This is a genomic window from Mycolicibacter arupensis, from assembly GCF_002086515.1.
Taxonomy (GTDB): Bacteria; Actinomycetota; Actinomycetes; order Mycobacteriales; family Mycobacteriaceae; genus Mycobacterium; species Mycobacterium arupense.
Genome location: NZ_MVHH01000008.1, coordinates 92240 through 117486 on the forward strand (window position 1 = coordinate 92240; position 25247 = coordinate 117486).

23 protein-coding genes and 1 tRNA gene are annotated in these 25247 nt (G+C 63.2%); 7 read left to right on the top strand and 17 right to left on the bottom strand.

The features are described from left to right. Positions 1-32: 32 nt before the first annotated feature. From BST15_RS06275 to BST15_RS06285, 3 genes are read left to right on the top strand one after another with little or no spacing between them, the layout of a single operon-like run. Complete coding sequence (locus BST15_RS06275) at positions 33-1070, top strand: YncE family protein (RefSeq protein ID WP_207572046.1); 1038 nt, start codon at positions 33-35, stop codon at positions 1068-1070. After that, a complete protein-coding gene (locus BST15_RS06280) occupies positions 1067-1333 on the top strand; it encodes a DUF5703 family protein (protein WP_046190485.1) in 267 nt (88 codons plus the stop codon). The genes BST15_RS06275 and BST15_RS06280 overlap by 4 nt, the downstream gene beginning before the upstream one ends. A gap of 4 nt (positions 1334-1337) precedes the next feature. After that, positions 1338-2405, top strand: coding sequence for a quinone-dependent dihydroorotate dehydrogenase (locus BST15_RS06285; RefSeq protein WP_083070859.1), 1068 nt, complete (start codon positions 1338-1340; stop codon positions 2403-2405). A gap of 137 nt (positions 2406-2542) precedes the next feature. Here BST15_RS06285 and BST15_RS06290 read toward each other — a convergent pair whose 3' ends face one another. Both BST15_RS06290 and BST15_RS06295 read right to left on the bottom strand, forming a co-directional pair. Further along, complete coding sequence (locus BST15_RS06290; RefSeq protein WP_046190484.1) at positions 2543-3073, bottom strand: YbhB/YbcL family Raf kinase inhibitor-like protein; 531 nt, start codon at positions 3071-3073, stop codon at positions 2543-2545. Positions 3074-3093: 20 nt separating this feature from the next. Further along, positions 3094-4440 (bottom strand): M20/M25/M40 family metallo-hydrolase, encoded by a 1347-nt coding sequence (locus tag BST15_RS06295; protein WP_109370882.1) that lies wholly within the window; start codon positions 4438-4440, stop codon positions 3094-3096. A gap of 108 nt (positions 4441-4548) precedes the next feature. Between BST15_RS06295 and BST15_RS06300 the strand changes: the two genes are divergently transcribed. Further along, positions 4549-4634 (top strand) — tRNA-Leu (locus tag BST15_RS06300). Here the strand turns inward: BST15_RS06300 and BST15_RS06305 are convergent. The 4 genes from BST15_RS06305 to BST15_RS06320 form a co-directional block, all read right to left on the bottom strand. Next, positions 4616-6262: a recombinase family protein gene (locus BST15_RS06305; RefSeq protein WP_082698416.1), complete on the bottom strand. Its 1647-nt coding sequence runs from the start codon at positions 6260-6262 to the stop codon at positions 4616-4618. The two genes, BST15_RS06300 and BST15_RS06305, sit on opposite strands and share 19 nt — an antisense overlap. A gap of 186 nt (positions 6263-6448) precedes the next feature. Then, the gene (locus BST15_RS06310; protein ID WP_012394804.1) at positions 6449-7954 is read right to left on the bottom strand and encodes a replication initiator; all 1506 of its coding nucleotides are present in this window, start codon (positions 7952-7954) and stop codon (positions 6449-6451) included. Then, entirely contained in the window at positions 7951-9384 is a 1434-nt protein-coding gene (locus tag BST15_RS06315) for an FtsK/SpoIIIE domain-containing protein (protein ID WP_012394805.1), read from the bottom strand. Before BST15_RS06315 ends, BST15_RS06310 begins: the two co-directional genes overlap by 4 nt. Positions 9385-9473: 89 nt before the next feature. Continuing rightward, a complete protein-coding gene (locus tag BST15_RS06320; protein ID WP_011893911.1) occupies positions 9474-9818 on the bottom strand; it encodes an SCO3933 family regulatory protein in 345 nt (114 codons plus the stop codon). Positions 9819-10072: 254 nt separating this feature from the next. Here BST15_RS06320 and BST15_RS06325 point away from each other — a divergent pair, with 254 nt between their 5' ends. Both BST15_RS06325 and BST15_RS06330 read left to right on the top strand, forming a co-directional pair. Further along, positions 10073-10876 carry an XRE family transcriptional regulator gene (locus tag BST15_RS06325; protein WP_046190480.1) on the top strand — a complete coding sequence of 268 codons (804 nt, stop codon included), beginning with the start codon at positions 10073-10075 and terminating at the stop codon, positions 10874-10876. A gap of 6 nt (positions 10877-10882) precedes the next feature. Further along, positions 10883-11350, top strand: coding sequence for an NUDIX hydrolase (locus BST15_RS06330; RefSeq protein WP_046190479.1), 468 nt, complete (start codon positions 10883-10885; stop codon positions 11348-11350). 10 nt (positions 11351-11360) lie between these two features. Here the strand turns inward: BST15_RS06330 and BST15_RS06335 are convergent, their stop codons facing one another. After that, positions 11361-11897 carry an HD domain-containing protein gene (locus tag BST15_RS06335; RefSeq protein WP_046190487.1) on the bottom strand — a complete coding sequence of 179 codons (537 nt, stop codon included), beginning with the start codon at positions 11895-11897 and terminating at the stop codon, positions 11361-11363. Positions 11898-12416: 519 nt separating this feature from the next. On the opposite strand from BST15_RS06335, the gene BST15_RS23230 reads away from it, so the two are divergent. After that, positions 12417-12716, top strand: coding sequence for a transposase (locus BST15_RS23230; protein WP_231743115.1), 300 nt, complete (start codon positions 12417-12419; stop codon positions 12714-12716). 139 nt (positions 12717-12855) lie between these two features. Here the strand turns inward: BST15_RS23230 and BST15_RS06345 are convergent, their stop codons facing one another. From BST15_RS06345 to BST15_RS06390, 10 genes are all read right to left on the bottom strand, one after another. Next, complete coding sequence (locus BST15_RS06345; protein WP_016889182.1) at positions 12856-13977, bottom strand: acyl-CoA dehydrogenase family protein; 1122 nt, start codon at positions 13975-13977, stop codon at positions 12856-12858. 66 nt (positions 13978-14043) lie between these two features. Further along, complete coding sequence (locus BST15_RS06350) at positions 14044-15669, bottom strand: fatty acid--CoA ligase (RefSeq protein ID WP_046190478.1); 1626 nt, start codon at positions 15667-15669, stop codon at positions 14044-14046. 14 nt (positions 15670-15683) lie between these two features. Next, positions 15684-16337, bottom strand: a complete 654-nt coding sequence (locus tag BST15_RS06355) for a transglutaminase-like domain-containing protein (RefSeq protein WP_046190477.1) — start codon at positions 16335-16337, stop codon at positions 15684-15686. Continuing rightward, complete coding sequence (locus BST15_RS06360; RefSeq protein ID WP_046190476.1) at positions 16334-17791, bottom strand: cytochrome P450; 1458 nt, start codon at positions 17789-17791, stop codon at positions 16334-16336. Before BST15_RS06360 ends, BST15_RS06355 begins: the two co-directional genes overlap by 4 nt. Before the next feature lie 115 nt (positions 17792-17906). After that, positions 17907-19442, bottom strand: coding sequence for a flavin-containing monooxygenase (locus BST15_RS06365; protein ID WP_046190475.1), 1536 nt, complete (start codon positions 19440-19442; stop codon positions 17907-17909). 61 nt (positions 19443-19503) lie between these two features. Continuing rightward, positions 19504-20469 (bottom strand): alpha/beta hydrolase, encoded by a 966-nt coding sequence (locus BST15_RS06370; RefSeq protein ID WP_083070860.1) that lies wholly within the window; start codon positions 20467-20469, stop codon positions 19504-19506. After that, on the bottom strand, positions 20466-21983 hold the full coding sequence (locus BST15_RS06375) for a flavin-containing monooxygenase (protein WP_046189499.1): 1518 nt from the start codon (positions 21981-21983) through the stop codon (positions 20466-20468). Before BST15_RS06375 ends, BST15_RS06370 begins: the two co-directional genes overlap by 4 nt. Positions 21984-22032: 49 nt before the next feature. Continuing rightward, the gene (locus BST15_RS06380) at positions 22033-23532 is read right to left on the bottom strand and encodes a flavin-containing monooxygenase (RefSeq protein ID WP_046189498.1); all 1500 of its coding nucleotides are present in this window, start codon (positions 23530-23532) and stop codon (positions 22033-22035) included. After that, positions 23529-24452: a hypothetical protein gene (locus tag BST15_RS06385; protein WP_012394817.1), complete on the bottom strand. Its 924-nt coding sequence runs from the start codon at positions 24450-24452 to the stop codon at positions 23529-23531. Before BST15_RS06385 ends, BST15_RS06380 begins: the two co-directional genes overlap by 4 nt. Position 24453: 1 nt before the next feature. Beyond that, a partial coding sequence (locus BST15_RS06390) for an SDR family oxidoreductase (protein ID WP_109560222.1) occupies positions 24454-25247 on the bottom strand: 794 nt, incomplete at its 5' end.

The following is a 25247-nucleotide window of genomic DNA, read 5'->3' on the forward strand; positions in this document are numbered from 1 at the left end:
CCGTGACGAGCTGGAAGAGCTGCCCCGTGCTGATGCGCTTCACCCGCCGGCCCCGCCGGCTGTTCCAAGGCCCGATGTTGGCGCTGTTGTTGCTGCTCACAGCGTGCTCATCCAATCCCATCACCGCGCCGCCGCCCACGATCGCACCCGCGCAGCCCGCGGTCTCCCCCGCCACCTCCGCGCGGCCAGCCGGCACGGTGCGACCCCTGGCCGGTCAGGCGACGGCGGCGGCGTTCGACGCCGCCACCGGACAGCTGGCGGTGCTGGTGCCCGGACCGGACCCGCAGGCACCCGCCACGGTCGCACTGGTGGGCGGCTCAGCCAAGCAGCCCGCGGTGGCGGCGCTGCCGGGGCCGGCGAGCGCGTTGGCCGGCGATGGCGGCGGCCACGCCTACCTGTCCAGCCGCGGCGGCTATTTCAGCCTTGACCTGGCCACCCGCGGGATCACCCGGGTGGATGTCGAGGATGCCGCCGGCGTCGACTTCACCGCGATCGGGCGGCGCGCGGACGGCGTCCTGGTCTTGGGCAGCGCCGACGGCGCGGTCTACACCCTGGCGTCCGACGGCAGGCACGTCGGCGAGCGGGCGAAGATCTTCGCCCGCGTCGACCAGATCGTGACGCAGGGCGATGTCGCGGTGGTGCTGGACCGCGGCCAGACCTCGGTGACGACGATCGGTACCGACGGCAAACCGCAGTACGCGCTGCGCGCGGGTCAGGGCGCCACCACCCTGGCCGCCGATCCGCACGGGCCGGTGCTGGCCGCCGATCCCCGCGGTGGCCGGCTGCTGGTCTACGGCGTGGACCCGCTGATGCTGCACCAGGATTACCCGGTGCCGAACGCGCCGTATGGCCTGGCCGGGGCGGGCGGGTTCGCGTGGGTGTCACAGACCGGAACGAACGTCGTGGTCGGCTACGATCTGACCACCGGTATCCCCGTGGAGAAGGTTCGCTATCCGACCGTGCAGCAGCCCAATACCCTGGCCCTAGACGAGAAGTCAGACACCTTGTACGTGGTGTCCGGCTCGGGCGACGGGGTGCAGGTGATCGAGCACGCGGCGAGGCCACGTTGACCGCCCTGCGTCCGCTCCGGTTGCCGGCGGGTTGGGAGGCCGGGCTCTCCGATGACTACGAGTGGATCCCGCTGCGCCTGCCGCCGGAGGTCACCCGCCTCGGGGCGTCCACCCGATTGTCCATCGAAGCCGAATACCGAGGTTGGGAGCTGACCCGAGTGCGGTTGTACACCGACGGAAGCAGGCGAGTGCTACTGCGCCGCAAGAAAACTGCCGTGACTGCGGCCAGCGACAACCGCTGCGTCGATCAGCCGGGACTGTAGCGCCGTGGGCCTCTACAGCGCGCTGCGCCGCGCCATGTTCCTGGTGCCGCCGGAACGCATCCACACCGTCGCGTTCTCCGCGTTGCGCGGCGCCACCGCTGCACCCCCGACGCGCCGGGCGCTGCGACGCCGACTCGCGCCGCACGATCCGATCCTGGCCAGCACCGTGTTCGGGCTGCACTTTCCCGGCCCGCTCGGCCTGGCCGCCGGATTCGACAAAGACGGTGTCGGATTAAAGGCTTGGGGTGCATTGGGTTTCGGCTACGCCGAGGTGGGCACCGTGACGGCGGTGGCGCAACCGGGTAACCCCGCGCCGCGACTGTTCCGGCTGCCGCAGGACCGCGCCCTGCTCAACCGGATGGGGTTCAACAACCATGGGGCGGCCGCGCTGGCGGCACAGCTGGCACGGCATGAGCCCGAGGTGCCGATCGGGGTCAACATCGGCAAGACCAAGGTGACTGCGCCCGAGGACGCGGTGCGCGATTACCGCACCAGTGCCCGCCTGCTGGCTCCACTGGCCGCCTACGTGGTGGTCAATGTCAGCTCACCCAACACCCCGGGGCTGCGTGATCTGCAGGCCATCGAATCCCTGCGGCCCATTCTGGCCGCGGTGCGCGCCGAGACCACCAAGCCGGTGCTGGTGAAGATCGCGCCGGACCTGGCCGACACCGACGTCGATGCGATCGCCGACTTGTGCGTGGAGCTGGACTTGGCCGGCATCGTGGCCACCAACACCACCATTTCGCGTGACGGGCTGGCCACCCCCGGGGTGGCCGAGCTGGGGCCCGGCGGTATCTCCGGACCACCGGTTGCTCGGCGGGCCCTGGAGGTGCTGCGGCGGCTGTATGCCCGGGTGGGCGATCGGCTGGTGCTGATCAGTGTGGGCGGGATCGAGACCGCCGACGACGCCTGGGAGCGCATCACCGCCGGCGCCTCGCTGCTGCAGGGCTACACCGGCTTCATCTACGGCGGCGGCCTGTGGGCCCGCGACATCCACGACGGCCTGGCGCAGCGGTTGCGGGCCGAAGGATTTGGGTCGCTGGCCGAGGCGATCGGGTGCGCCGCGCGCTAAACGCGCCCCCTCCCTTCCGCGCGCCCCTCCTCTCCGCGAGCCCCTCCCCTCCGCGCGAGCGCGCATGTTTGTACGCGACTCGCCGATCGCGGCCGTACAAACATGCACGCTCGCGGGAAGATGGGGCTGGTTCTGGGCTAGTTCTGCTCGTAGGTCCCAACGATCACCGCGCGGGCGATCGCGTGCATGAACAGGTTGAAGCCCAGGTATGCCGGGCTGGCGTCCTCGGCCAGCTCTAGCTTCTCCACGTCCACGGCGTGCACCGCGACGTAGTACCGGTGCGCGCCATGCCCGGCCGGCGGCGCGGCACCCACGTAGCGGCGCATCCCGGCGTCGTTGACCAGGGTCAGCGCGTCACCGGGCAACAGGCTGCCGTCACCGACACCCTCGGGCAGTTCAGTGCAGGTGACCGGCAGGTTGGCCACCGCCCAGTGCCAGAAGCCCGACGCGGTGGGTGCGTCGGGGTCGTAAATGGTGACCGCGAAGCTGCGGGTCTCCTCGGGAAAGCCCGACCAGCTCAGCTGCGGACTGGCGTCTTCACCACCGGCGCCCATGATTCCGCTGACCTGAGCCTTGCTCAGCGGTTGCCCGTCCGTCAGCGACGTCGAGGTGAGGGTGAACGTCGGCAGCTTGGGCAGCGCGGCGTAGGGGTCGGGGGCAGAGCTCATGTGTGGTCCTCTCGTTGTGGTCAACAGTGTGTCAGGAAGTGGTGTAGTACGCGGGTGCCGAACCTCAGTGCGTCGACCGGGACGCGCTCGTCGACCCCGTGGAACAGCGCGGCGAAGTCCAGGTCGGGCGGAAGCCGCAGCGGGGCGAATCCGAAGCAGCGAATACCCAACTTGGCGAAGGCTTTTGCATCCGTTCCGCCGGACAGCATGTAGGGCACGGCCCGGGCCTCGGGATCGCAGGCCAGCAGCGCGGCGCTCATCGCCTCCACCAGGTCGCCGTCGAAGGTGGTCTCGACCGACGGCTGGAGGGTGACCCACTCCCGGGTCACGTCAGGACCGATCAGGGCGTCGACCTCGGCCTCGAAGGCCGCCTGGCGGCCGGGCAACACCCGGCAGTCCAGCACCGCCTCGGCCGTCGCCGGGATCACATTGGCCTTGTAGCCGGCCTGCAGCATGGTGGGCGTCGCGGTGTCACGCAGCGTGGCGTTGAGGATCTGTGCCATCGGTCCCAGCTTCTCGATCATCCCCTCCAGGTCCGGGGAGTCGACGTCGATGGCCAGTCCGGTCTCCTCGCTCACCGCGATCAGGAACTGCTCCACGGCTTCGGTGAGCACCAGCGGGAAGCGGTGCCTGCCGAGCCGGGCCACCGCCTCGGCCAACCTGGTGACGGCGTTCTCGTCGTTGATCATCGAGCCGTGCCCGGCCCGGCCGTGGGCCCGCAGCCGCATCCAGCACAGTCCTTTTTCCGCGGTCTCGATCAGATAGAGCCGGCGCTCGCCGCCATCGCGGCGCGGCACCGTCAGCGAGAAGCCGCCCACCTCCCCGATCGCCTCGGTGACCCCGGCGAACAGGTCGGGGCGGTTCTCGACGAGCCAATGGGCACCGTATTTGCCGCCGGCCTCCTCGTCGGCGACGAACGCGAACACCAGATCACGCGGCGGGGTGATGCCGGCGCGGGCCAGGTGCCGGGCCACCGCGATCATCATGCCGACCATGTCCTTCATGTCGACCGCGCCGCGGCCCCAGACATAGCCGTCCTCGACGGCCCCGGAGAACGGGTGCACGCTCCAGTCGCTGGCCTCGGCCGGCACCACATCAAGGTGGCCGTGGATCAGCAGCGCCCCGCGAGAGGGATCACTGCCCTTGAGGCGGGCGAAGACGTTGCCTCGCCCGGGCGCGCCGGATTCGAGGTATTCGGTCTCATAGCCCACCTCTTCGAGCTGGGCGGCCACCCAGCGCGCGCAGTCGGCTTCACCTTTGGTGGTGGCCAGCTCGCCGGTGTTGGAGGTGTCGAATCGGATGAGCGCGCTGACGAGTTCGACCACCTCGCCCACTGCGTCGCCGGCAGGATCGGGGAATTCGGTCACAGTTACCTTTACTACCACTTCGCGGCCCTTCGGATCGCGTTGCGAGGGCTGGGTTTGGGTCCGGCCCTGGGCATCCGTTAGCCTTAGCTGCCCGGCCGAGCCGGGTAGGTCCGAGTGGCGGAATGGCAGACGCGCTAGCTTGAGGTGCTAGTGCCCTATTAACGGGCGTGGGGGTTCAAGTCCCCCCTCGGACACGTCCGGCGACACGACTTAAGTCGGCAGTCGCCGTGACTCGCTGAAGATGCGGGTCGTAGTCGAGGCGCAGGCCCAGGCTTGCGTATACCTGAGCGCGTTCCGCCCCGGTTGCCTCACCAAGCACTGCTGACAGCCCGCCCAATTCCTCAACCAACTCGCTGATTTGTGCGGCAGTCATGACGCGAGGTCGCTCCGCTTGCTCAAGACGGACCTTCAGCTCGTCGCGCTCGGCGGTGCGGCGGCGCAATGCAACAGTCAAATCCTCAACGGCCACACCAGACTCCACGGCGGTAACCAGAGCAGCAACCTTCGCATTCGCCTCGCTGAGCTGGCGCTGCAAGGCCGCGTAGCCAGCCCCTGCTACCGGGTCCGCGTCTTGCCCGCGTGCCAAGTCGGCCGGATCGGCCAGGGTGGCGATCCATTCGTCAAGTCGCGCAGTCACCTCATCTTCACGGAGGTAGACGGTGCGCGGGTGATCACTCAGGTCCGCGGGTACCGAACGCGACTTACCGAGCTCACAACGGTAGAGGATGCGTGTTGTTCGCTTCCCGACGCGGGCAGCGCCCTGCATCCGCCGTCCACATGCGGCACAGAACAGCAGCCCACGCAGTGCATATGGCACTGTTGACTCTCTGCTGCAAACAAGACCGGGACCCCGCCGCGCCTGCATCCGAAGACGGACAGCCTGCGCTAGTTCGTCACGGATCAGCGCTTCATGCGTGCGGCGTTCTGGTGCGATCCAGTCGGCCTCATCACGCCACCGCATACGAGTCTCATACCCCGCAGCGACATCATCGGGGTTGACCAGAACCTCGTATTTCTCCTGCTTGCCCCAAACACGGATACCGCGGTACGCCGGGTTGTCGAGTATCGCGCGGATCGCCGAATGGGACCATCCTCGTGGGTCACGATGCCGATTCCGTGCCGGGTCGTACTGGCTCGGTGACGGTACACCATCGTCGGTGAGCAGTTGCGCGATATAGCGCAGGCCCGCTCCGTCGGCGTACATGCGGTAGATCCGCTCGACGACCGAAGATGTCGCGGGGTCGGGTTCGAGGCGGTGAAGCCGCTGCCCAAGATTGGCCTTGGCAGGGTTTGGATGCGGGCCGGCATCGACGAGCCGGTAACCGTAGGGTGGTCGACCACCGAGATATCTGGCGGTGTCCTGCGCGAGTGCTGACATCGCCGTACGGACGCGCATTTGGATTCGAGCGCGCTCTCCCTTGCTCATGCCGCCGAACAGAGTCATCACCAGGTCGTGTGCCTCGGAGCCGGGATCGACCGCTCCGCCGACCTCGGGTACCCACAGGCCAACTCCGTAGTGCGTGAGGACAGGGAAGGTGAGCGCGAACTGCGGCCCGTAGAACGCACGGGCGGGTTCCCCAATCACTACGGCATCAAAGCTACGGTCCCGACAAGCGACATCAGCAAGCAGACGTGACGCCTCTGGCCTGCGCTTCCACGGCAGTGAACGGCTCTGTCCCACATCGAAGTAGTCGGCGGCGATGAATCCGCCGTGCGGAGTGATCAGGTCCATGGCACGCCGCTTCTGCCAGCTGCGGCTCGCCTCCGGGTCTTGAGCGTCCTCCGTGCTCACTCGGCCATAGAAGGCGAACCTCAGGCTCACGCCACTCCCCTCCCTGATCCAAGCATCCGGTCCCGCACAGCCATTATCACGTGTACCAGCGCGCGGTTGGCCTCGGACGGAAGTCGATATTGGTTGGGCACAACAATTTCAACACCCCCCTCTGACACCGTCGGCGCATCGGGACGAGCGTCACACCCGGAGCGAGCACGTGCTGCTCGGGACCTGTCAGCCATCGCTTCCCCCTGGCGGATCCCATTGTTGATTGCGGGCTTGGCCACGGACTTCGATCAGTCCGATGCGGCGGGTGTGGATGTGTTGGACGGCCGCGGAGTAGATGAGGGTCCGGTCGCCGAGGCTGGTGGGGCCGGCACGATCGAATTCCCATGCCACCAGATCATCGCCATCGGTGGAGTCGAGGCCGAGATCATGTTGGTGCGCAGTGCTTTTTAAACGTTGTTCACGGGTCCAGGCCGCGCGACGTTCGCGCAGCGCGGTCATCGTGGTGGAATAGCGGCGGGATTTGCTGGTGATGTGGCCCCGGTAGCCCAGGGTGTGCAGCCACCGACCGACACCGGCCAGTCCCTTATCGGCGAGTTGGCTGATGGCGGTCAGGATCGCCCGAACGTGGTCGCAGACATCGAGGTCAGCGATGGCCTCGGTGGAGATGCGTCGCGCGCTGATCCCGACGTCAGCTAAGGATTTGGTGACGTATTTCGCGAGGTAGCGAGCTACGCGGCGGCCTGGAAGAACCCCGCCGTGTGGTGAATCCTCCTGCACAGCAGAGCCGTCCGTGCCGGCGTGCCGGTTGTCGATGGGTTGGGTGTCGACTTGTGTGCCGAACCTGATCACCCGTGTCGCTGTATTTGAGGATGAGTCGGTGACCGTCACGGCCACGGTTCGAACGGCCTGTTGGATGATGGTGGCCAGTTCGGTTGCCGCAAGGGGCGCATGCCAGTCATGACCGCCAGAGTCATCGCTGTCGGGCGGGTCGAGGCGGATCAGGGCATGAATGTGCGGGATGAGCCGGGCTTGCAGTTCGACGACTTTGATGAAGCTGACCTGCACCGCATCCGGGTCGGCGCCCGAAGCGCGTAGCTCTCGGCGCAGTGTGCGTCGCAGGGTGATGGTGAAGCGTCGCCACAGTTCGGGCAGGTGCCATGTGAACAGGACATGCCCGGTGTAGTCGTAGCAGTCCGCGCAGATCGGCTGTCCCGCATAGATATCACCTTCGCCGTGGGTTGTGCTGCACCACAGTGGTTTTCCATGCGGGCAACGGCGGTAGCCGCCAGTGTGGTGGTGGTCGCGACACACACGCTGCTTCTTGTCGCCTGCACGCGCGGCGGCGTGAACAGGCCCGTAGCTAGGTGCGGTGAGGGTGACGAACACCTGCGGACGATCGGCCACTGCTGCGGGGATGTTGTGGTGGCCGCCGGCGGTGCCAGCGTGCACGAGCTGCCACGTGTCGCGGGCGTACAGGTCTGAGCACGATGGGCATACCTGAGCGCGGCGGTTGTTGCACCGTGTCCACACCACCCGATCGCGGCCTATCTCGTCGGTACCTCTGAGTTGGATGGGGTGGGCGCAGAAGCCAACAGATTCCGCGCGCCGCCACCACGATTCGAACCCCGTCGAGGACGCGCGGCGCACCATCTGATCCACCACCGCATTGGTGTCGATCGAGCCGGGAACCCCGGGCAACACCAGCGTGGGGGCTGTCGTTGCAGTAGTCACCGTTGACCCCGGGCGGTGTCGGTGCGCCCGCTGTTGGACTGGTTGGTTCGGGTCGCGGCACGAGGTGGCCGGAATCGTGCTGCCAGAGTGGCGATGTCGTGGTCGGCGACGTGAAATGCCCGTACCCGCACCGGTTGGGCCGTGCCATCGATCATCATGTAGCCCACACCGGGAGTGGTGTCGGGGATGTGATCGCAGTCGGCCCCCGCGTCGCGGGCGCCCTGGCCCAAAACCATGGTGGTTTGGGTGGCTTCGGTCAACCGCAACCCGATTCGCACGGTAAACAGCTGCCGCACCGGCAGGGTGTCTTTGGCCGGATCTTGCACCGCTGCCACCACCGAAATGCCGACGGCCCGGCCTTGGGAGAGCAGCAGGCCCAACAGCTGTTCAATTTCGCTGCGCACCTTGCGGTCGGTCACATACGCAGTCAGCGCGGCGATCTCATCGATCACCACCACGAATAACGGCTCAGTCGGAGTCGGGGTGTGCATGCGCGTCTTGCCCCGTAACCGATTGGCGCGGGCGTGCATCACCTCCACTAGTTGCCGCAGCAGGTACAGGGTGGTGCCAGTGGCGTCGTGGGTGAACACCGTGAACATGGGTGCTCCGGCGCCCAGTTCCATGCCGCCTTTCGGGTCGATGACGCAGAGCCGCACTTGTCCGGTTTTCACGGCGGGGGCGAGGCCAGCGATCAGTGACCACAACACTGAACCTTTCCCCGCGCCGGTCGCGCCAGCCACGAGCAGGTGGTGGCCAAGCAGAGGTAGGTGCCACCAGTGGCGGGTTTCGGTGATCCCGACCCGCACCGACCCCACATCCACCGCAGTCGCCGTCGTGGGCATGGGCAGGGCAATCGGGTCGGCCAGCACGTCGCCGCGCATCAGGGTGATGCGTAGCTCTCCGGGCGCGGTCGCGCGGATGGCGATCCGGTCGGCACGCCAGGCGGCGGCTAGCGCCTCCGATTGCTTGTGCCAATCAGCCAGGGAGTGGCCGGTGACCACTCGCAGCGCCAGGACGTCGGTCGTCTTGCCGATGCGCACCGACTGCAAGGTCGGCACCAAGGTGCGTTCGCCAAGTGTGGCGGTCAGGCCGTGCAGGGTGCACACCGATTGCCAGGTGCGGGTGTAGCGCGACCAGGTCAACCAGCGCCGCCGCACCGGCTCGGTGACCCATCCGTGAAACGATCGCGGGTCCAGCCACGCCCAGCCCGCATACGCGGCAGCGAAAGCAATACCGATGATCAGACCCGCGCGTGAGCCATGGGTAATGGCCATCGCCACGCTGGCGATGATCGGGATGCTGATGGCCGGGAACAGGACCGCCCACCACAGCAGATACCCGGCCGCTTTGAACAGTGAGAGGATGAGGTCGGTGATCCAGTCGTCGTCGTTGGATTGAGAGTTCTTGCTGTTTTTGTAGTTTGATGCCATGACAGGCGTCCCTCTGGTGAGTGAATGGTCGATAGCAGCTCACGTGCTGGGGCGCGACACCCACGAGCGCCGCGCCCCAGCAAATGGGGTTATTTCTGCGCGCGGGACGCTTGATCGCTCGGCGCAGCCGCGGGGTTGGTGGGGGTGATGGCGTCGGCACGGAACGCCACGCCGCTGCGATCACCTTGAGCCCAAGGGATAGCAACCAGACCCGCGACTGAAACAGGTTGGGTGACTGTCACTTTCGGATCCCCGGCGACGGTGACGTTGAGCACTTCACCACCGGTGTCATCCAACGCCAACAGCTGCGCGGCATACAGTGGCACGCCGGTGGCGGTGTCCACTTTTGGGCTGCCGGTCTCGAAGTTCAGCCGCGGCTCGGCCGCTCGGGTGACGATGAACCGTGTGCCTGATGTGTCGATCCTTAAACGCATTGTCCCGCTGTTCCTTTCGTGATCTGTTTGCGCCCGTTGCGGCGCTGGGCTCAGTTCACGTGGACATCGCGGACGTAGCGAGGGACGTTGGCAGGCATTGCCGACACTGCCGCAGACATTTCGGACACGACAGGGACATGCCCGTGGGCATCGGACGGGCATCACCGCCGCGGGGCGGCGGCAGTCGCATGGCAAACTAGGAACCACGCGCTGAGGATGGACAGGGATGACACGGAAAGATGTGCGCTGAGACGATGGGCGATCAGGACGGCGACGCCGAGGCCGCCACGATCCCCAACGATCGCCTCACCCAACGGCTGCACGCCAAGGGACTCTCCCCACAGAGGTTCGCCACTGCGGTGGGCGTGGATATCAAGACGGTGCGCCGCTGGCTGGCCAACATCGACTACAACGTCCGCGAGGACAACGCCCGCCGCGCCGCTAAGCTGCTTGGCTGCACACCGCACAACCTGTGGCCCAACCAGTATCCTGCCCCTACCGCGAGCGCGCTGGCGACGACGTCGCTGGGTGGTCCGTTCACCGCGACGCTGTATGCCAGCCGCACCCAGTTACCGATCACTGCATGGCAGCAGCATTTCGCCGGCGCCACCACCGGCATCGACATCCTCGTCCTGGCGGCGACGTTCCTGTTCGACACCCTCGACGGATTCCTCGACACCCTGCTCGACGCCGCCGCCCGCGGCGTTGCGGTGCGGTTTCTCGTCGGTGACCCCGACACGCCCACCATGATCCTGCGCGGCGAGGAGGAAGGCATCGGCGAAGCCGTCATAGCCCGCTGCCGCACCTCCGTGGAACTACTCGCCCCGCATGCCGGCACACCGGGCCTGGACATTCGCACCCACGACACGATGCTGTACACGTCGATCTTTCGGGTGGATGACGCCATGATCGTCAACTTCCACATCTACGGCTCACCCGGGCGCAACAACCCGGTGCTGGCGCTGTCGCGCCACCACGAACCCCGGCTCTGGGCCACTCTCGAACAGGCCTTTACCCAGGTCTGGGACCACGCCACACCCCTGACCGCGAAAGGCTGACCCTCGATGCGCATCGACTACTACAACGACCCCAACGCTCCGGCACCTAACAGTGTCGTCCCGTCGGCTTCGGCCATCGTCACCGACGAACACGGTCGTATCCTGCTGATCAAACGCCGCGACAATACGCTGTGGGCGCTACCGGGCGGCGGACACGACATCGGCGAAACCATCGCAGACACCGCCGTGCGCGAGATCAAAGAGGAGACCGGTCTCGACGTCGAAGTCACCGGCCTGGTCGGTGTCTACACCAACCCTCACCACGTCGTCGCGTTCACCGACGGTGAAGTCCGCCAACAATTTTCCCTGTGCTTCACCGCCACCGTGCTCGGCGGTGAGCTGGCCATCGACCACGAAAGCACCGACATCGCCTGGACTGCCCCCGACGACATCCCCAACCTGGACATGCATCCGTCGATGCGTCTGCGAATCGAGCACTACCTGCAGCACCGCGACCGCCCCTACCTCGGCTGACCTACGGCTGCTACAGCCAATGGCGTACCCGCCGCACCGCCGCCAGCAGATCCTCGCGGCCCGCACCGACCGCTCGATGCACCGGATCCTCGGGCCCATAGCGCGCCAACACGTCACCCAGTCGATCCTGCGGCGATATCGGCGACCCGTCGGGTCCGGTCGTTAGATCACAATAGTTCAACGCATCCAGAACATCGCTGGGCGGCTCGCCGAACTCCGATAAACCCGACAGGCCCCGCTCGGAGGCTTCCACGCGCGCTCCGGTATGAAACGCCACCAAGGAGGCGACCATCTCCCCAAAGCCGGCCGATCGGACAAACTCCGCGCCATCGAGCGGATGAAACCCACTTTGGCGCACCGATGGTGCGTAGCCGATATCGTGCAGCCACGCCGCCGCCACCAGACAGTCCGCTGTCTGCGCATTGAAACGCCGAGTCAGCCGCTCGGCAGTCGTCGCGACACCCCGCACATGCGCCAGCCGCCGAGGCTGCCCCGCCAGCCGTGCCTCGGCCTCTCGCCGTGCACGCTGCGCCAGCATCCCGCTCACAACCGCCATCCTACGAGTCCCATCGCCATGGCGCGGACCCGCAACTGATGCTCAGCGGAGCCCGGGCCGCCATAGCCCGCGAGGAACCGGCGGCTACCTGCGGGCTTCGCTACGCTCCCTCTGCTCCCGTCCGCTGGCGCTCCCGTCCGCGCCGCTCGCTACGCTTCGCCCTCCGTCCGCCGCCACACAAGCTTGCACACGACGACGAGCGCTGTACATCTCAACGGCCACGGCATCCTGGCACCACGACAAGCCAGGACTCCTCGCTCCTCGCCGCATCGAGACGCCGCGGGCAGCAGGCGCGACCAACGCCCGCCTGACCGCCGCTGGCCTGCGATGTGAGAACTTTCTTTACTGCTATCAAGTCGATGGCGGCACGTTGCCACCAGCTCGACACCGCAGCCGCCCGACTCGAACGCCACGTCGACACCATCACCGCCACCGCCGCACCCGAGCTACAGCGTCGGGCCCGACACCGCTGCCACGCTGCTGACCGCCCTCGGCGACAACCCCGCTCGGATCAGCAGCGACGCCGCTTTCGCCAAACTGTGCGGGGTCAGCCCACTGGAAGCCTCCAGCGGCAAAACGATCCGCCACCGGCTCAATTGGGGAGGCAATCGCGACGCCAACCGTGCCCTGCACGTCATCCTGGTGGTGCGCATGCGCCGTCACCAGCCCACCCGCGACTACTTCGTTCACCGCCTGGCCGAAGGCAAAACCAAGAACGAGATCATGCGCTGCATCAAGCGTTACATCGCCCGCGAGATCTACCATGCCCTCCGCCAACCCAGCAGAAGAACCAACGAACTCATTGCCTGAAGATAGGAGCATCTGGTATCAACTCCCGAAGGGCACCCGATCCGCAATGTCCACCCATTTCGTGGCGATATGGCACCTCTGTAGATGCCATCAATCCTCCTCCCAGGTGAGTAATGTGCAGGTGGCTAATCGTTCAGGGTCATAGGGAACGCGAGATGATTTCCTTCATCACCTCATTTGTGCCGGCGTAGATTTTCTGCACGCGCTGGTCCACCCACAATCTCGAGATGGGATACTCGGTCATGTACCCATATCCGCCGTGGAGCTGCAAACAGTCATCGAGCACCTTCATCGCTCGCTCAGTGGTCCACCATTTCGCCATGGCGACGGTCTGGACGTCGAGTTGGCCCGCGAGGTGTAGGTCGATGCAGTAGTCCAAAAATACTCGTGCGATGCGCGTTTCGGTTGCAGCTTCGGCCAAGATGAATTTCGTGTTCTGAAAGCCGAAGACGGGCCGTCCGAACGCTTCCCGCTCACGGGTGTATTTGAGTGTCTGCTCCACGGCAAGTTCCATCGCCGCGACCGCCCCAACCGCGACGATGAGCCGCTCTTGAGGTAGCTGCGTCATCAGCTGAATGAAACCCTGACCCTCGGTCTCGCCCAGGAGGTGCGAGCGGGGAACTCTTACGTCGTCGAAGAACAACTCGGAGGTGTCTTGTCCGCGTTGGCCGATTTTGTCGAGGACCTTGCCGCGCCGGAATCCGGGTCGATCGGCTTCGGCGACGATCAGCGAGATGCCGGCGGCGCCCTGACTTGGATCTGTCTTGGCGACGACGATGATCAGGTCGGCTTGCTGACCGTTGGTGATGAAGGTCTTTGCGCCGGTGATCACGTACTCGTCACCGTCAAGAATTGCTTTGGTCTTGACACTCTGCAGATCAGAACCGGTCCCTGGCTCCGTCATGGCGATAGCACCGATCATTTCGCCTGAGGCCATCTTGGGCAGCCACTGCCTCCGTAGTTCTTCGGCCGCGTACTGGAGGATGTAGTGCGCGACGATTCCGCTGTGCAGCCCTGCGCCCCATGAGCTGTCCCCGACTCGGGCTTGCTCTTCGAGTACGACGGCTTCGTGCGCGAATGTGCCGCCTCCCCCGCCGTATTCTTCGGGTATGGACATGCAGAGCAGGCCTAGTTCGCCGGCTTTGTGCCACAATTCTCGGTCAACTTGGTGCTGGTCTGCGAAACGTTGCGCATGTGGTGCCAATTCGGTCGAGAAGAACTTCGCGGCAAGGTCACGAAGCTCGAGCAATTCGGCGCTCATCCAGGGAGAAATTGATGCTGTCACAGGATTCCCTCTCGGCTGTTCAATATCAATGGGTTTGATTTCTTAGGACGTTTCGATCTGATACTCGCCGGCGGAGTGACGCGCGCGTATGGCCTTCTTGTCGTATTTTCCGACGCTTGTTCGAGGAATCTCAGACACGAAGCTCCACCGCTTCGGGATCCACCACTTGGCGACCTTGTCCAACAGAAACGCGCGCAGTCGGTCGATGTCGACCTCGGCTCCACGGTGAACCACGACCAGGGCGAGCGGTCTTTCCTGCCATTTGTCGTCGGGAACTGCCACCACCGCAGCCTCGTAGATCGCCGGGTGACCAATCAGCGTGTTTTCCAGCTCGACTGAGGAGATCCATTCTCCACCTGACTTGATGACGTCCTTCCCACGATCGGTCAGCGTGAGATACCCGTCCGGGTCGATCCGGCCGACGTCGCCGGTGCGCAGCCACCCTCCGTCGAACTTGTCCGGATCATCGTCGCCGAAGTAGGCGCCGGTGATCCACGGGCCTCGCGCCTGTATTTCACCCGCTGATCGACCGTCCCACGGCACTGTCTTCTTGTGGTCGTCACGCAACCGGATCTCGACACCGCACATCGGCCGACCCTGGCTTTCGCGCATCTCCCACGCACGGGTCTCGCCTACTCCGTGCGCTGCGCGTGCGACGGTAGCCAGCGGCGAGGTTTCGGTCATGCCCCATGCCTGCACGATAGGCACGTTGTACTTGTCTTCGAATGCCCGCATCAGCGAGACGGGGACTGCCGATCCGCCGCAGGCAACCAGCCGAAGTGAGGAGATGTCCCGGGCGGGATTCGATTCCAGGTATCGATCGACATCGTTCCAGATCGTCGGCACTGCACCGGCGATAGTCGGCTGAGTCTCTTCGATGATCGACACCAGCGGCGCGGCTTGCAGATGGCGATCGGGTAATACCAAGTCCGCACCAGACATCAACGCCGCGTAGATCAGTCCCCACGCATTGGCGTGAAACATCGGGACAATGGCCAGGATACGGTCGGCCTCGCTCACTGCCAGGGCGTTCGACGTGCAGGCGGTCAGTGCATGTAGGTAGGTCGAACGGTGGCTGTAGACAACACCTTTGGGATTTCCAGTAGTCCCGCTGGTGTAGCACATGGCCGCGGCGGAACGCTCATCGATCTCGGGCCAATCGAAAGTCTCCGGTTGCTGCGCCAGGATCTCCTCGTAACGCAACACCGTCTTCCCGCATCGCTGCAGCGGAGCGAGGTCGCCGCCCCCGGTGGCGATGACCGTATGCACCGACTCCATCGCTGGTAGCGCACTAGCCAACAATGGCGCAACCGACGCATCCACCAGGATGATCTGATCGCTGGCATGGTTGGCGATGTACGCGAGTTGCTCTGGAGCCAAACGAATGTTGAGGGTGTGCAGCACCGCGCCCATGGAGGGAACCGCGCAGTAGGCCTCGAGATGTTCTTGGTTACTCCACTGAAAAGTGGCCACCCGTTGATCTGCCGTTATTCCGAGCCCGCGCAACGCATTGGCAAGTCGGCCCGCTCGCCCCAGGACGCTACGGTAGGACATACTTCGGTATCCAATTCCGTCGGGGGTGATCACCTCGCTGTTTCCGTGAATGGAGGCGGCATGGCGGACAATTGCCGAGATTGTGAGCTGGACGTCTTGCATCGTGCTGTGCATTACGCATCGGCCCTTCAGGCGAACAGGTCTGGATGGCGACTCGCATCGCCTATGAGCGTCCCGTAGTGGGTTCTGAGCGCTTGCAGGATCTCTGCCAGCGGTAGATCGTCGAAGGCGCCTCGATCCCTCAGATATTCCATGTGTTGTGTGCCGTCACCGGCGAACCCGTGCAGCAGGGCGTCTGTGCGCCCGTCGAAATCAATTGGCGGGACGCCGAACCGTGCGCATAGCTCGCGATTGAACGCCGGAGTTGCCTTGACCCAGACACCGCAGAGATGCATGAGGCTGTATCCGTGGTAGACGAAGACGTCGGTACCGCCCATCCGCTCACGCAATGTCTCGGTCTGAAGGTGGTTTCGGACATCGGCGAACCCCAGCCGCGCTGGGATGCCTGCTGCTCGGCAGGCCGCCGTCAAGAGCACCGCCTTCGGGACGCAGTAAGCGCGGTCTGCAGTTGCGATGGTGCTGGCGCGATACGCATGCGGGTCATCGGTCACGGTGTAGGGGTCATACCAAATCGAGTCGCGGACCGCAGTGAAGATGGCTATGGCCTTCATGGTGTCGTCGACCGCGCCGCGGGTCGCCGATGCAACGAAGTCGCGTACCGATTCATGTTGCCAATCGAGGAACTCCGTGGGCTCCAGGTAAGGCGAGTTCTCACCGCTCATCGGTGCCGCAACGTCACAGGCAGTCCGTCCACGGGAATGGGCAGCGAGGTGTTGTCCCAACGCACGTGATAGTCGTTTGGGACCGTCCAAGCGTAGGTACGCAACATCTGGTGCAGGATTGCCTTCACCTCGAGTGTGCCGAACTGCATCCCAATGCATTTGTGCGCCCCCCCGCCGAACGGCACCCAGGCGAATCGGTGCTGTTGGTCCTCGCGCCGGGGCTCATCGAAGCGCGACGGATCGAAACGGTCCGGGTCGCTCCATATTCTGCGGTCGAAGTGATTTACGGCGGGTGTGATTGCGCACAAGGTTTCACGGGGGATGTGATAGCCGTCGATGGCGACATCACGGACGGTCTTGCGCATCACCAGCGGAACGGGCGCCAGCAGACGCAGAGCTTCTTTGAGGATCAGATCGAGGACCGTCATCCGCTCCAGTTCGTCGATATCTGGCGAATCGTGACCGAAGGACCGCGCCTCCGCCGCTGCCTTCTCCTGCCACTCAGGATGTTTAGCGAGGAAGTAGGTGACAGCAGTGGTGGTGATCGTGGAGGTGTCATGGGCGGCCATCATGAGAAAGATCATGTGGTTGATCACATCCTCGTCGGAGAACCGTTCACCGTCTTCTGTGGTCGCCTGGCAGAGGGCGGCGAATAGATCGTCGGTCTCGCCTGCACGCGCGGCCGGCAGGTGTCGGGAGAAGTAGTCCTCCAACACGCGCCGCCCATGCACGCCGGCGCGGAACCTGGTGCCCGGGAGTGGAACTCGCACAAAGGAACTCGCCGCGCGAACAGTGGACACGAACGCCTCGTTGACAGCAGCGCTCTCGTCCTTGCCGCGGCCACCCATGAAGACATCCGTGGCAATATCGAGGGTGAGATTCTTCAACAACGGGTAGATCCGGACCGACGGACCGGTCGGCCACGCGGGCACGGCTGCGCGAACGCACGGGGCCACCTGCCCGACATATCCGGTCAGGCGAGGACGCGTGAACGCCTCCTGCATGATGCGCCGGTGCATCAAATGTTCGTCGAAGCTCATGAGCATCAACCCGCGATGGAAGAAAGCATCGATCAGGAAGGACCAGCCATCTTGAGAAAAGGCCTTGGCTTCGCTTGTGAACGCCTCACGCGTTGCGTCTGGACCGGCGATGACCACCATTTTGGTACCGAATGCGCCCATCCACGACACCGAGCCCAAACGTTCGTAACGCTCCCGACTGAATTCTGAACCAAATCGGATGTAGTCGACAGTGTGCCCCAGCAACGGGAGTCCAGCGTCCCCTAGGACGGCTCTCAGCCCAGATCCGGCGGGGGCCGGCGCAAGTTCCCGGACTCTCCAGTCCCGACTCCACTGTCGCCATTTGTCATCGACGACGCGGGGGGCGGGCGCCAACAGGACAGACGTCAACCGCTCCTTGGGGTGACGCGTGATTGCGAGAAGCTGATTAGCCACGATGCCTCCTGGGCGCTCTGCTGCACGGATATCTGGTAGTAGTTTACATAGATGTGCTGAATGTCAATATTCGAACAGTTAACAGTGAAATGTTAGACACCGCCTGCGACCCGGATCATCTGCGCAGCCTCGCGCGGTTCTCACTCGGGCCGTCTAACTGAAGGCGTTCAACGTGCCTGAATAGATAATCGTGACTGCGTGGTTTGCGGGTGAGGATCCGGTAGGCAAATGTAGGCCCAGGCCAGTTCGTCGGGATCGCGCCACTCGAGGTCGTGTACCAGCTCGCGCAAAGCGCCCACACCGACCTTCGCAGCCGCCGGCTCAATCGTGTGTTGTAGCTTTGCTCGATGTCTGGCCTGACGTCGACCGTACGCCCTGGGTCACTCGCCAAAATCTTGATGAGGGCACCGACATAGCGGACCTGAGACTCGATCATGTAAATGATCGACCCGGAACCGACATTCGTGTTCGGGCCATAGAGGAGAAAGAGATTCGGGAACATCGGGACTGTAATGCCCAGGTATGCGTGCGCCTGCGTCCCCCACACCTCGTCCAGAGTCACTCCGCCCCAGCCGCGAACACGCATCGGGGCGAGGAAGTCGGTAGCGCGGAAACCTGTTCCGTAAATGACGACATCCGCGCGATGGAGTACGCCATCGTCGGTCACGACTCCCTTGTCGCAAAGCTTCGCAACCGCGTTGGTCACCAACGAGACTTCACCGTTGGCAATCGCGGGGTAGTAATCATTCGAGAACAACACCCGCTTGCACCCCGGCGCATCTGATGGCGTGAGTTGCCGGCGCAGCATTGGATCGGCAACCTGCCGATGGAGGTGGTAGCGGGCGACCGCGCCGAGAATGCGTGACAAGGGCTTCGCGTCGACCAACGTCACTGCGAGCACTTCAAAAATCAGCCATACCGCGAAACGCTCAAGACGCAGCCACAGCGGCAGAACCTTAATCAGCTGTTGGTGAAGACGTCCGTACCTGCTGTCCCACTTCGGCAAAATCCAAGGCGCCGTGCGCTGATACAGCGTTACGCGCTGTGCCTCGTGTGCGATCCGTGGCACAAACTGTATCGCGCTTGCGCCTGTCCCGATGACGGCTACTTCCTTGCCGCGCAGCGATACCGAATGGTCCCAACGCGCCGAATGAAAACGCGGCCCCTCGAAGGTGTCTTCGCCGGCAATATTCGGCGTATGAGGTCGCGAGAGCTGCCCCACGGCCGAAATCACGACATCGCACCAGATCGTCTCGCTGGATCCGGTCACCAAACGCCAACGGCCGGCCTGTTCATCGAAGGTCATCTCGACGACTTCGGTCCGCGTGCGCAGCTGCAGGTCCATTCCGTCGGCCAGGACGAGTCGGCGAAGATATTGGAGTATCTCGGGCTGTTCTGCATAACGTCTCGACCAACGAGTGTTGGGCTTGTCCGAGAGTGAGTACAACGCTGACGGCACGTCGCAAGCCGCTCCTGGATAGGTGTTGTCGCGCCAGACGCCGCCGATGTCTGCAGCCTGTTCCACCATGGTGAAGTTGGTGAATCCGTCTCTCTTCAGCTGATGGGCCATGGCGATACCCGCGACGCCGGCCCCGATGATCACTATCGACGGATCGTGTCCTCGGGGATCCCTCGCAAAGCCGCCTGTCATGAGACAGCTAAGAAGCAGTTGATGGCGCGGTGGCAGTGGAGCATCCACGGTCCCAACACTTTCACCGGTGGGCCGAAGCTTTCAGGAAGTTTCCAGCGCGGTGGATCGCCTCACGAGCCTCGGGCAGGATTCGGAACATGGCTTGGAACACGTGGATCTGTCCCCGGTACACCTGTATCTCAACGCTTGATCCGGCCGATCGGAGACGGTCGGCAAGATGCCTCGAGTCATCGATCAACATTTCTCTTCCGCCTACCTGAATCAGGATCGGTGGCATGGACCTGAGGTCTGCGTCGAGCACGCTGAGTCGCTCATTGCGGTGATCTGCACCAGCCACGTACAGGTCAAGAGCGCGGGCCGCGGACCGAGCAGAGGCGAAAGGATCACGGCGGCGAAGTTCGCGTGCCCTCGCGAGTTCACATGTCAGATCCAGGACCGGAGACATGAGAAGCATCGAATCCGGCAGCGGCAGTCCGTCACTACGTGCGCCAAGGGCGGTGGCCATCGTGAGCTGGCCGCCCGCCGAGTCCCCGGCCACCGCAACACCGCGTTCGCCGGAAGCCGATGGCTGCCCGGTGACGAGCCAGCGGTATGCGTTCAGTGCATCGTCGGCGGCAGCGGGAAAGGGATAGCGTGGAGCTAGCCGATACCTCACGGCAAAGATGGGCCGACCGCTCGCGGAGGCAAGTTCACCGAGCAGGCCGCGGTGGGTAGCCGGTGAGCACATGGAGTAGGCGCCGCCATGAATGTAGAGCAACGGAACCGCGTGTGGATCGACCGCAGGAGAAGTGATCCAATCCCCGCGTATCTGATTCCCGGCGAACTCGGTATCTATTGTGCGAACCGCCACGCTTCGGCGGGGCCGCGATCCCACAAGCGCCATCCGGAGTACGCGATCCATCACCGCGAGGCCGTGGGCGCTCGACGGGATGAGTTGCGACAGCGGACGCAGTGTGTTTCGCGAAGTCATTGCCACGAAATGACTTGCAAGACTGGGGCGCCGGTCCGCCGCATCAGTGTTGGTCACCGTGCGCCAACGGATTCTGCGCGACGTTCAAATCGGTAATCGGAGAGCCGGAAGGTGCGGCTACGCCAGTAAGTCTCCAGGGTAGTTGACGGACGCAACGGAACATCGCCGTGTTTGTCGAAATAGTAACTGTTGGCATTGGAACAGCTCGGCTGCCAGAAAACCTGTCGATGTCGGCGGCTAATCATGTCACCGAAGTAGCGGTCGTTCGCCTGCTGTCTGACCTCTACGTGATCAGCCTTCAGCGTGCGCGCACGACGAAGACAGCGGACGATATGCCGACTTTGCGCCTCGATGAGTGTGAAGTACGAGGAGCCGTTGTAACCATAGGGGCCGAAGATATTGAAGTGATTCGGGAACCCTGGGACGCTCACACCCTCGAAGGCTTGGAGGCGGTGCTCATCCCACCAAGCAGACTGCTCCACTCCACCGCGTCCCTTCAGCACATAAGTCGGCATATTGCCCGACTCCATCACTTTGAACCCGGTGGCCAAGACCATGACATCGATCGGATAATTCTTGCCATCTTCAGTGTGAACCGAGGCATGGTCGACATGGGTGATGCCGCTGGTCTCGAGCGAAACATTGCGACGGTTGTACGTCGCGAGATAGGAATTGTGGAAACTCGGTCGCTTACAACCCAACGAATAGCGAGGAATGAGTTGGTCTCGAGTCACCGGATCATCGACCGCCCGACGCATATAGCGTTTCGCCGCCTCTTCCATGAGATCCGACACAGGGATCAACGAGTGAAAATGAGCTGCGATGGGAAATGTGAACTCGACGAACACCTGACTCGCAGTGCGCGTCATCAGCTGTGCCCCCGGCACCAACCGCATCACTGTCGCGGCCCAGCTCGGTATGGAGAAATCCGGCTTCGGCAAGCAGTAAATCGGCGTTCGCTGGAATACCGTCAGACTTGATGCGATCTTCGCGACTTCGGGAATCAGCTGCACCGCAGATGCCCCAGTCCCGATCACCGCCACCCGCTTACCGGTGAGATCTTTCGTATGGTCCCATCTGGCCGTATGCAGCGTCACGCCGGCGAAGTCGCGCACTCCTGGAATATCAGGCCACTTCGGCCGACTGAGGACGCCAGAGCAATTTATCACAAAACGCGCGGTCAGATTCTGACCAGAGGAGCAGCTCAGCCGCCATAGTGCTGCGCATTCGTCGAAACAAGCCTCGTCCACAGTCGTGTTGAACCGGATGTAATTTTGGAGTCCGTATTTTTCTACGCACCGCTCTGCATAAGCCTTCAGCTCATTCCCGTGAGCATAAGTTCGTGACCAGGATGTTCGCATCTCATAAGAGAACTGGTAACTATAGGACGGAATATCGACCGCTATTCCCGGATACGTATTCCAGTGCCATGTACCGCCGACGCCATCGGCTTCATCGACTACCAGAAAATCCGTAAATCCGGCCTTCAACAGGCTGATCGCTGTACCAATCCCAGAAAACCCGGCTCCGACTATTGCAATTTCGTAGTGCTGCCCAGACTCAGAACCCATTACTTCCTCACGTGCGCTTCGATGTCCAACCTATATCCGCTGCTTCGGTTCAGCGTGTTTGTGTCAACTTCAGGTCAGCATCGTCACGCCGAGTGATCTCGTAATCGCGCATATCCAGACGGGACAGTTCCCTAATGAACTGAGTCGCAAAGCCGGGATACATCGTGCCGTTATAGCCATCCTCCGTCAAATACCAGCTGTTGCAACCCGAGTTCCATGTGGTGCGCCGTAACCGCCGCTGAATATTGGAGTGGTACGCGTTTTGGCTATTCTCTTTCACATCCAGGGTATGGACTCCGTTGCCTTGGTCGCGCAAGAGCTCGATTGCTTTTACGATGTAATCGATTGCCGCCTCCATATATAGAAGAGCGGAGTTGTGGCCAGGACCGGAATTAGGCCCGAAAGTGAAGAACAAATTCGGATAGCCGGCCACACTCACGCTCTTGTAGGCAAATCTCCCCTCAGACCACTCGTCTTCGAGTTTTCGCCCGTCGCGCCCCCGGATCGGAAATGGCGTACCGCGTTTACACACATCGAAGCCTGTCGCGAATACTATGCAGTCCACCTCATGCTCGATGCCGTCGGCGGTTCGAATTCCGTTCGGAGCCAGTGTGGCGATCGGCCAGCTGACGAGTTTGCAGTTATCGGCCTGGAGCGCAGGGTAATAGTCGCTAGTCATAAGCATGCGTTTGCACCCAGGTCTGAACTGCGGCGTTAGTTGACGTCTCAACCAGGTGTCCTTCACCTGCCGACGCAGATTCGCCTTTGCGACCGCTTGGATGACAGATGTTGCAGCGGTATCCCAAACCATGCCCACGGCCATGACCTCATGCGCCCAAAACCACGCACCTCGTAGGGCCTGTTCGGTTGCCGGCGTGCGCTTGAAAGTCGAACGCGCCCAGGCCGGATGCCGGAAATTGACCCTCGGTAGCACCCAACCGGGCGTCCTCTGAAACACCTTGACCGACGCCGCCAACCCGACTAATTCGGGGATGATCTGCACAGCGCTCGCCCCGGTCCCGATAACCGCCACCCTCTTACCGCTCATGTCATAGGAGTGGTCCCACCGAGCACTGTGAATCTTTTTCCCCTCGTACGACTCGATGCCACGAATATCCGGGAAACTGGCGTCAGCAAGTGGTCCGCTAGCCATCACGACTGAACGGCCCCGATACCGCCTGCCGCCGGTCGTGTCGACAACCCACTCTCCGGCATCCTCGTCGAATTCCAGTGCACTCACGTCCGCACCGAAATGAATGAACCTCCCAAGATCGTATTTCGCGACAATCGCGTCGATATAGGCGAGGATCTCTGCGCTCCCCGAGTATGCGCGAGTCCAGCCTGGGTTCGGCTCGAACGAGTAGGAGTACAGCAATGACGGAATGTCGCAGGCGGCGCCGGGGTAAGTGTTGTCACGCCAGGTGCCCCCGACGCGATGTGATCGCTCCAAGATGACAAAGTCGTTAACGCCCGCTTGAAGCATTCTCATCGCCGTACCGATACCCGCGAAGCCGGCGCCGACGATCAAAGTCGTTACCGTGTCCGTCATTTAGCGACCGGTTCATAGGTCAGTTCATCCGTCCATGAAGGCGGTCGCCCGAGTACTTGCACGGGGAAGATGTCGATCGCATTGCCTAAGCGCTGGGAAACGAAGTGAAGGGGTTGGGACCGCTTGATCGAGGAGGACATGTGGGCCTTCAAGATGTGATATCCAGGCACCCTCCGCGTGTGCTCACTGCGGTCCCCGACATTGCCATATCGCGTCACCGCGTTGTACAGCTTCTCTTCGGATAGCCCCATCGCGTTGAGATTCATCAACATGCGCGTGAGAAGCGGTATATACAGCAACGCGCCAGTGAGAATACGGGGGTCCATCACAGCGCCGACCGTTTGGATTGCATGGATTCGCATGGGACTGGCGCCGAGGTCATTCAGGACTTGAAAACCTACTGCAAGGTGCCGCGATTCGTCGCTGTTGACCTTATTGAATACTTCCCCGCAAATTGGGTCGTCGACCTCATCAAGGAGAAATTTCAGCAGGGCCCCGTCCAGCGCGGTCTCCAGTGCGGGAATCGCGGCGCCGATGACAGTCAGAGGAAGAGCCTCAGCGTACCGATCTAGCCACTCGATCACGAGACGGATGTTCTTATTCGGTACAGGCTTTTCGCCTTCCTCGATCATGCCCCAGCGACGCATCAGAGCAAGTTCGGCGTTGGCGTGACGCTGCTCCTCGGCGTGAAAGTAACGGTAAATGTCTCCGAGCGCTTCGAAGGGCGCCTTCGGGGCCATCGCAGCAAAGGCGCGCGCTCCGACATGCTCAATCCACACCACGTCGGACATGAATTGCTTGAGTTTGGGACGCTGTTCGTCGGTGATCAACTCCGCACCAGGGGCGCCCCAATCGATATCGGCGAGAGCCCATTGCTTGTTCTTGATCGTCTCGAGCATGTCGCTATATGCGAACGCCATTTCACTGCTCCCTCTGTTCGGCTGGATCGTTCCATGAGGCCACGCGCTCCACCAGCCCCAACGCCCGCGTAAACTGACCGGGTAAAGCTCTTTTCAGTTGCCACAAAATTTTCGCGTCCAGTTGGGGCACTACATAGATTTGTCCGCGATCGTGCGCGTTCAAGGTCGTTCGAGCCACTTGATCCGGCGAAATGCCGGTCCACCTCATCAGGTTGGTCGCGAGTTTCGCCGCCGACTCCTCAATCTGAGGATTTTTGGCGATGTTCGTCTTGACGAAGGTGGGGCAAAGCACTGTGACATTGACGTTAGTACCGCTCAGTTCGGCCGCCAAGGTCTCGGACAGAGCGAGCACTCCGGCCTTACTCACGTTGTATGCCCCCATTCGGGGCGCCGAGCCGAAACTCGCGGCGGACGCCACATTGATCACTCCGCCACGGCCGTTGCTCCGGAGCCGGGGAACGAAAGTCTCGCACCCGTAGATAACACCCCAAAGGTTGACAGAAATCGCAGCGTTCCAGTCCTCGACCGACGTAGCGCCGATGCGATTGCCGCCCGCACCGATTCCGGCGTTGTTGATCACCAGGCTCGCCGCCTTGCCAAACCAGTCTTCACTGGCATCAGCGAGGTTACGGACCTGCTCAAGGTCGGTGACGTCGCATACGACGTCGAAACCCTCGCCGCCGGCCTGCCTCACCAACTCGGCCGACTCTTTCGCAGTGATGGGGTCTTTGTCCGCACACGGTGGCGTCCAGATTTCGGTGTAAATCGGCGGGCGCAGGTTCTGGCTTCGGTGGG

Excerpts from the sequence above, each read along its gene's own strand:
- BST15_RS06330 (WP_046190479.1), top strand. The coding sequence starts at position 10,883 with ATGCGCATCGACTACTACAACGACCCCAACGCTCCGGCACCTAACAGT.
- BST15_RS06320 (WP_011893911.1), bottom strand. The coding sequence starts at position 9,818 with ATGCGTTTAAGGATCGACACATCAGGCACACGGTTCATCGTCACCCGA.
- BST15_RS06345 (WP_016889182.1), bottom strand. The coding sequence starts at position 13,977 with ATGAGCGCCGAATTGCTCGAGCTTCGTGACCTTGCCGCGAAGTTCTTC.
- BST15_RS06325 (WP_046190480.1), top strand. The coding sequence starts at position 10,073 with ATGGGCGATCAGGACGGCGACGCCGAGGCCGCCACGATCCCCAACGAT.
- BST15_RS06375 (WP_046189499.1), bottom strand. The coding sequence starts at position 21,983 with ATGGGTTCTGAGTCTGGGCAGCACTACGAAATTGCAATAGTCGGAGCC.
- BST15_RS06350 (WP_046190478.1), bottom strand. The coding sequence starts at position 15,669 with ATGCACAGCACGATGCAAGACGTCCAGCTCACAATCTCGGCAATTGTC.
- BST15_RS06275 (WP_207572046.1), top strand. The coding sequence starts at position 33 with ATGCGCTTCACCCGCCGGCCCCGCCGGCTGTTCCAAGGCCCGATGTTG.
- BST15_RS06290 (WP_046190484.1), bottom strand. The coding sequence starts at position 3,073 with ATGAGCTCTGCCCCCGACCCCTACGCCGCGCTGCCCAAGCTGCCGACG.
- BST15_RS06380 (WP_046189498.1), bottom strand. The coding sequence starts at position 23,532 with ATGACGGACACGGTAACGACTTTGATCGTCGGCGCCGGCTTCGCGGGT.
- BST15_RS06385 (WP_012394817.1), bottom strand. The coding sequence starts at position 24,452 with ATGGCGTTCGCATATAGCGACATGCTCGAGACGATCAAGAACAAGCAA.
- BST15_RS06315 (WP_012394805.1), bottom strand. The coding sequence starts at position 9,384 with ATGGCATCAAACTACAAAAACAGCAAGAACTCTCAATCCAACGACGAC.
- BST15_RS06365 (WP_046190475.1), bottom strand. The coding sequence starts at position 19,442 with ATGACAGGCGGCTTTGCGAGGGATCCCCGAGGACACGATCCGTCGATA.
- BST15_RS06355 (WP_046190477.1), bottom strand. The coding sequence starts at position 16,337 with ATGAGCGGTGAGAACTCGCCTTACCTGGAGCCCACGGAGTTCCTCGAT.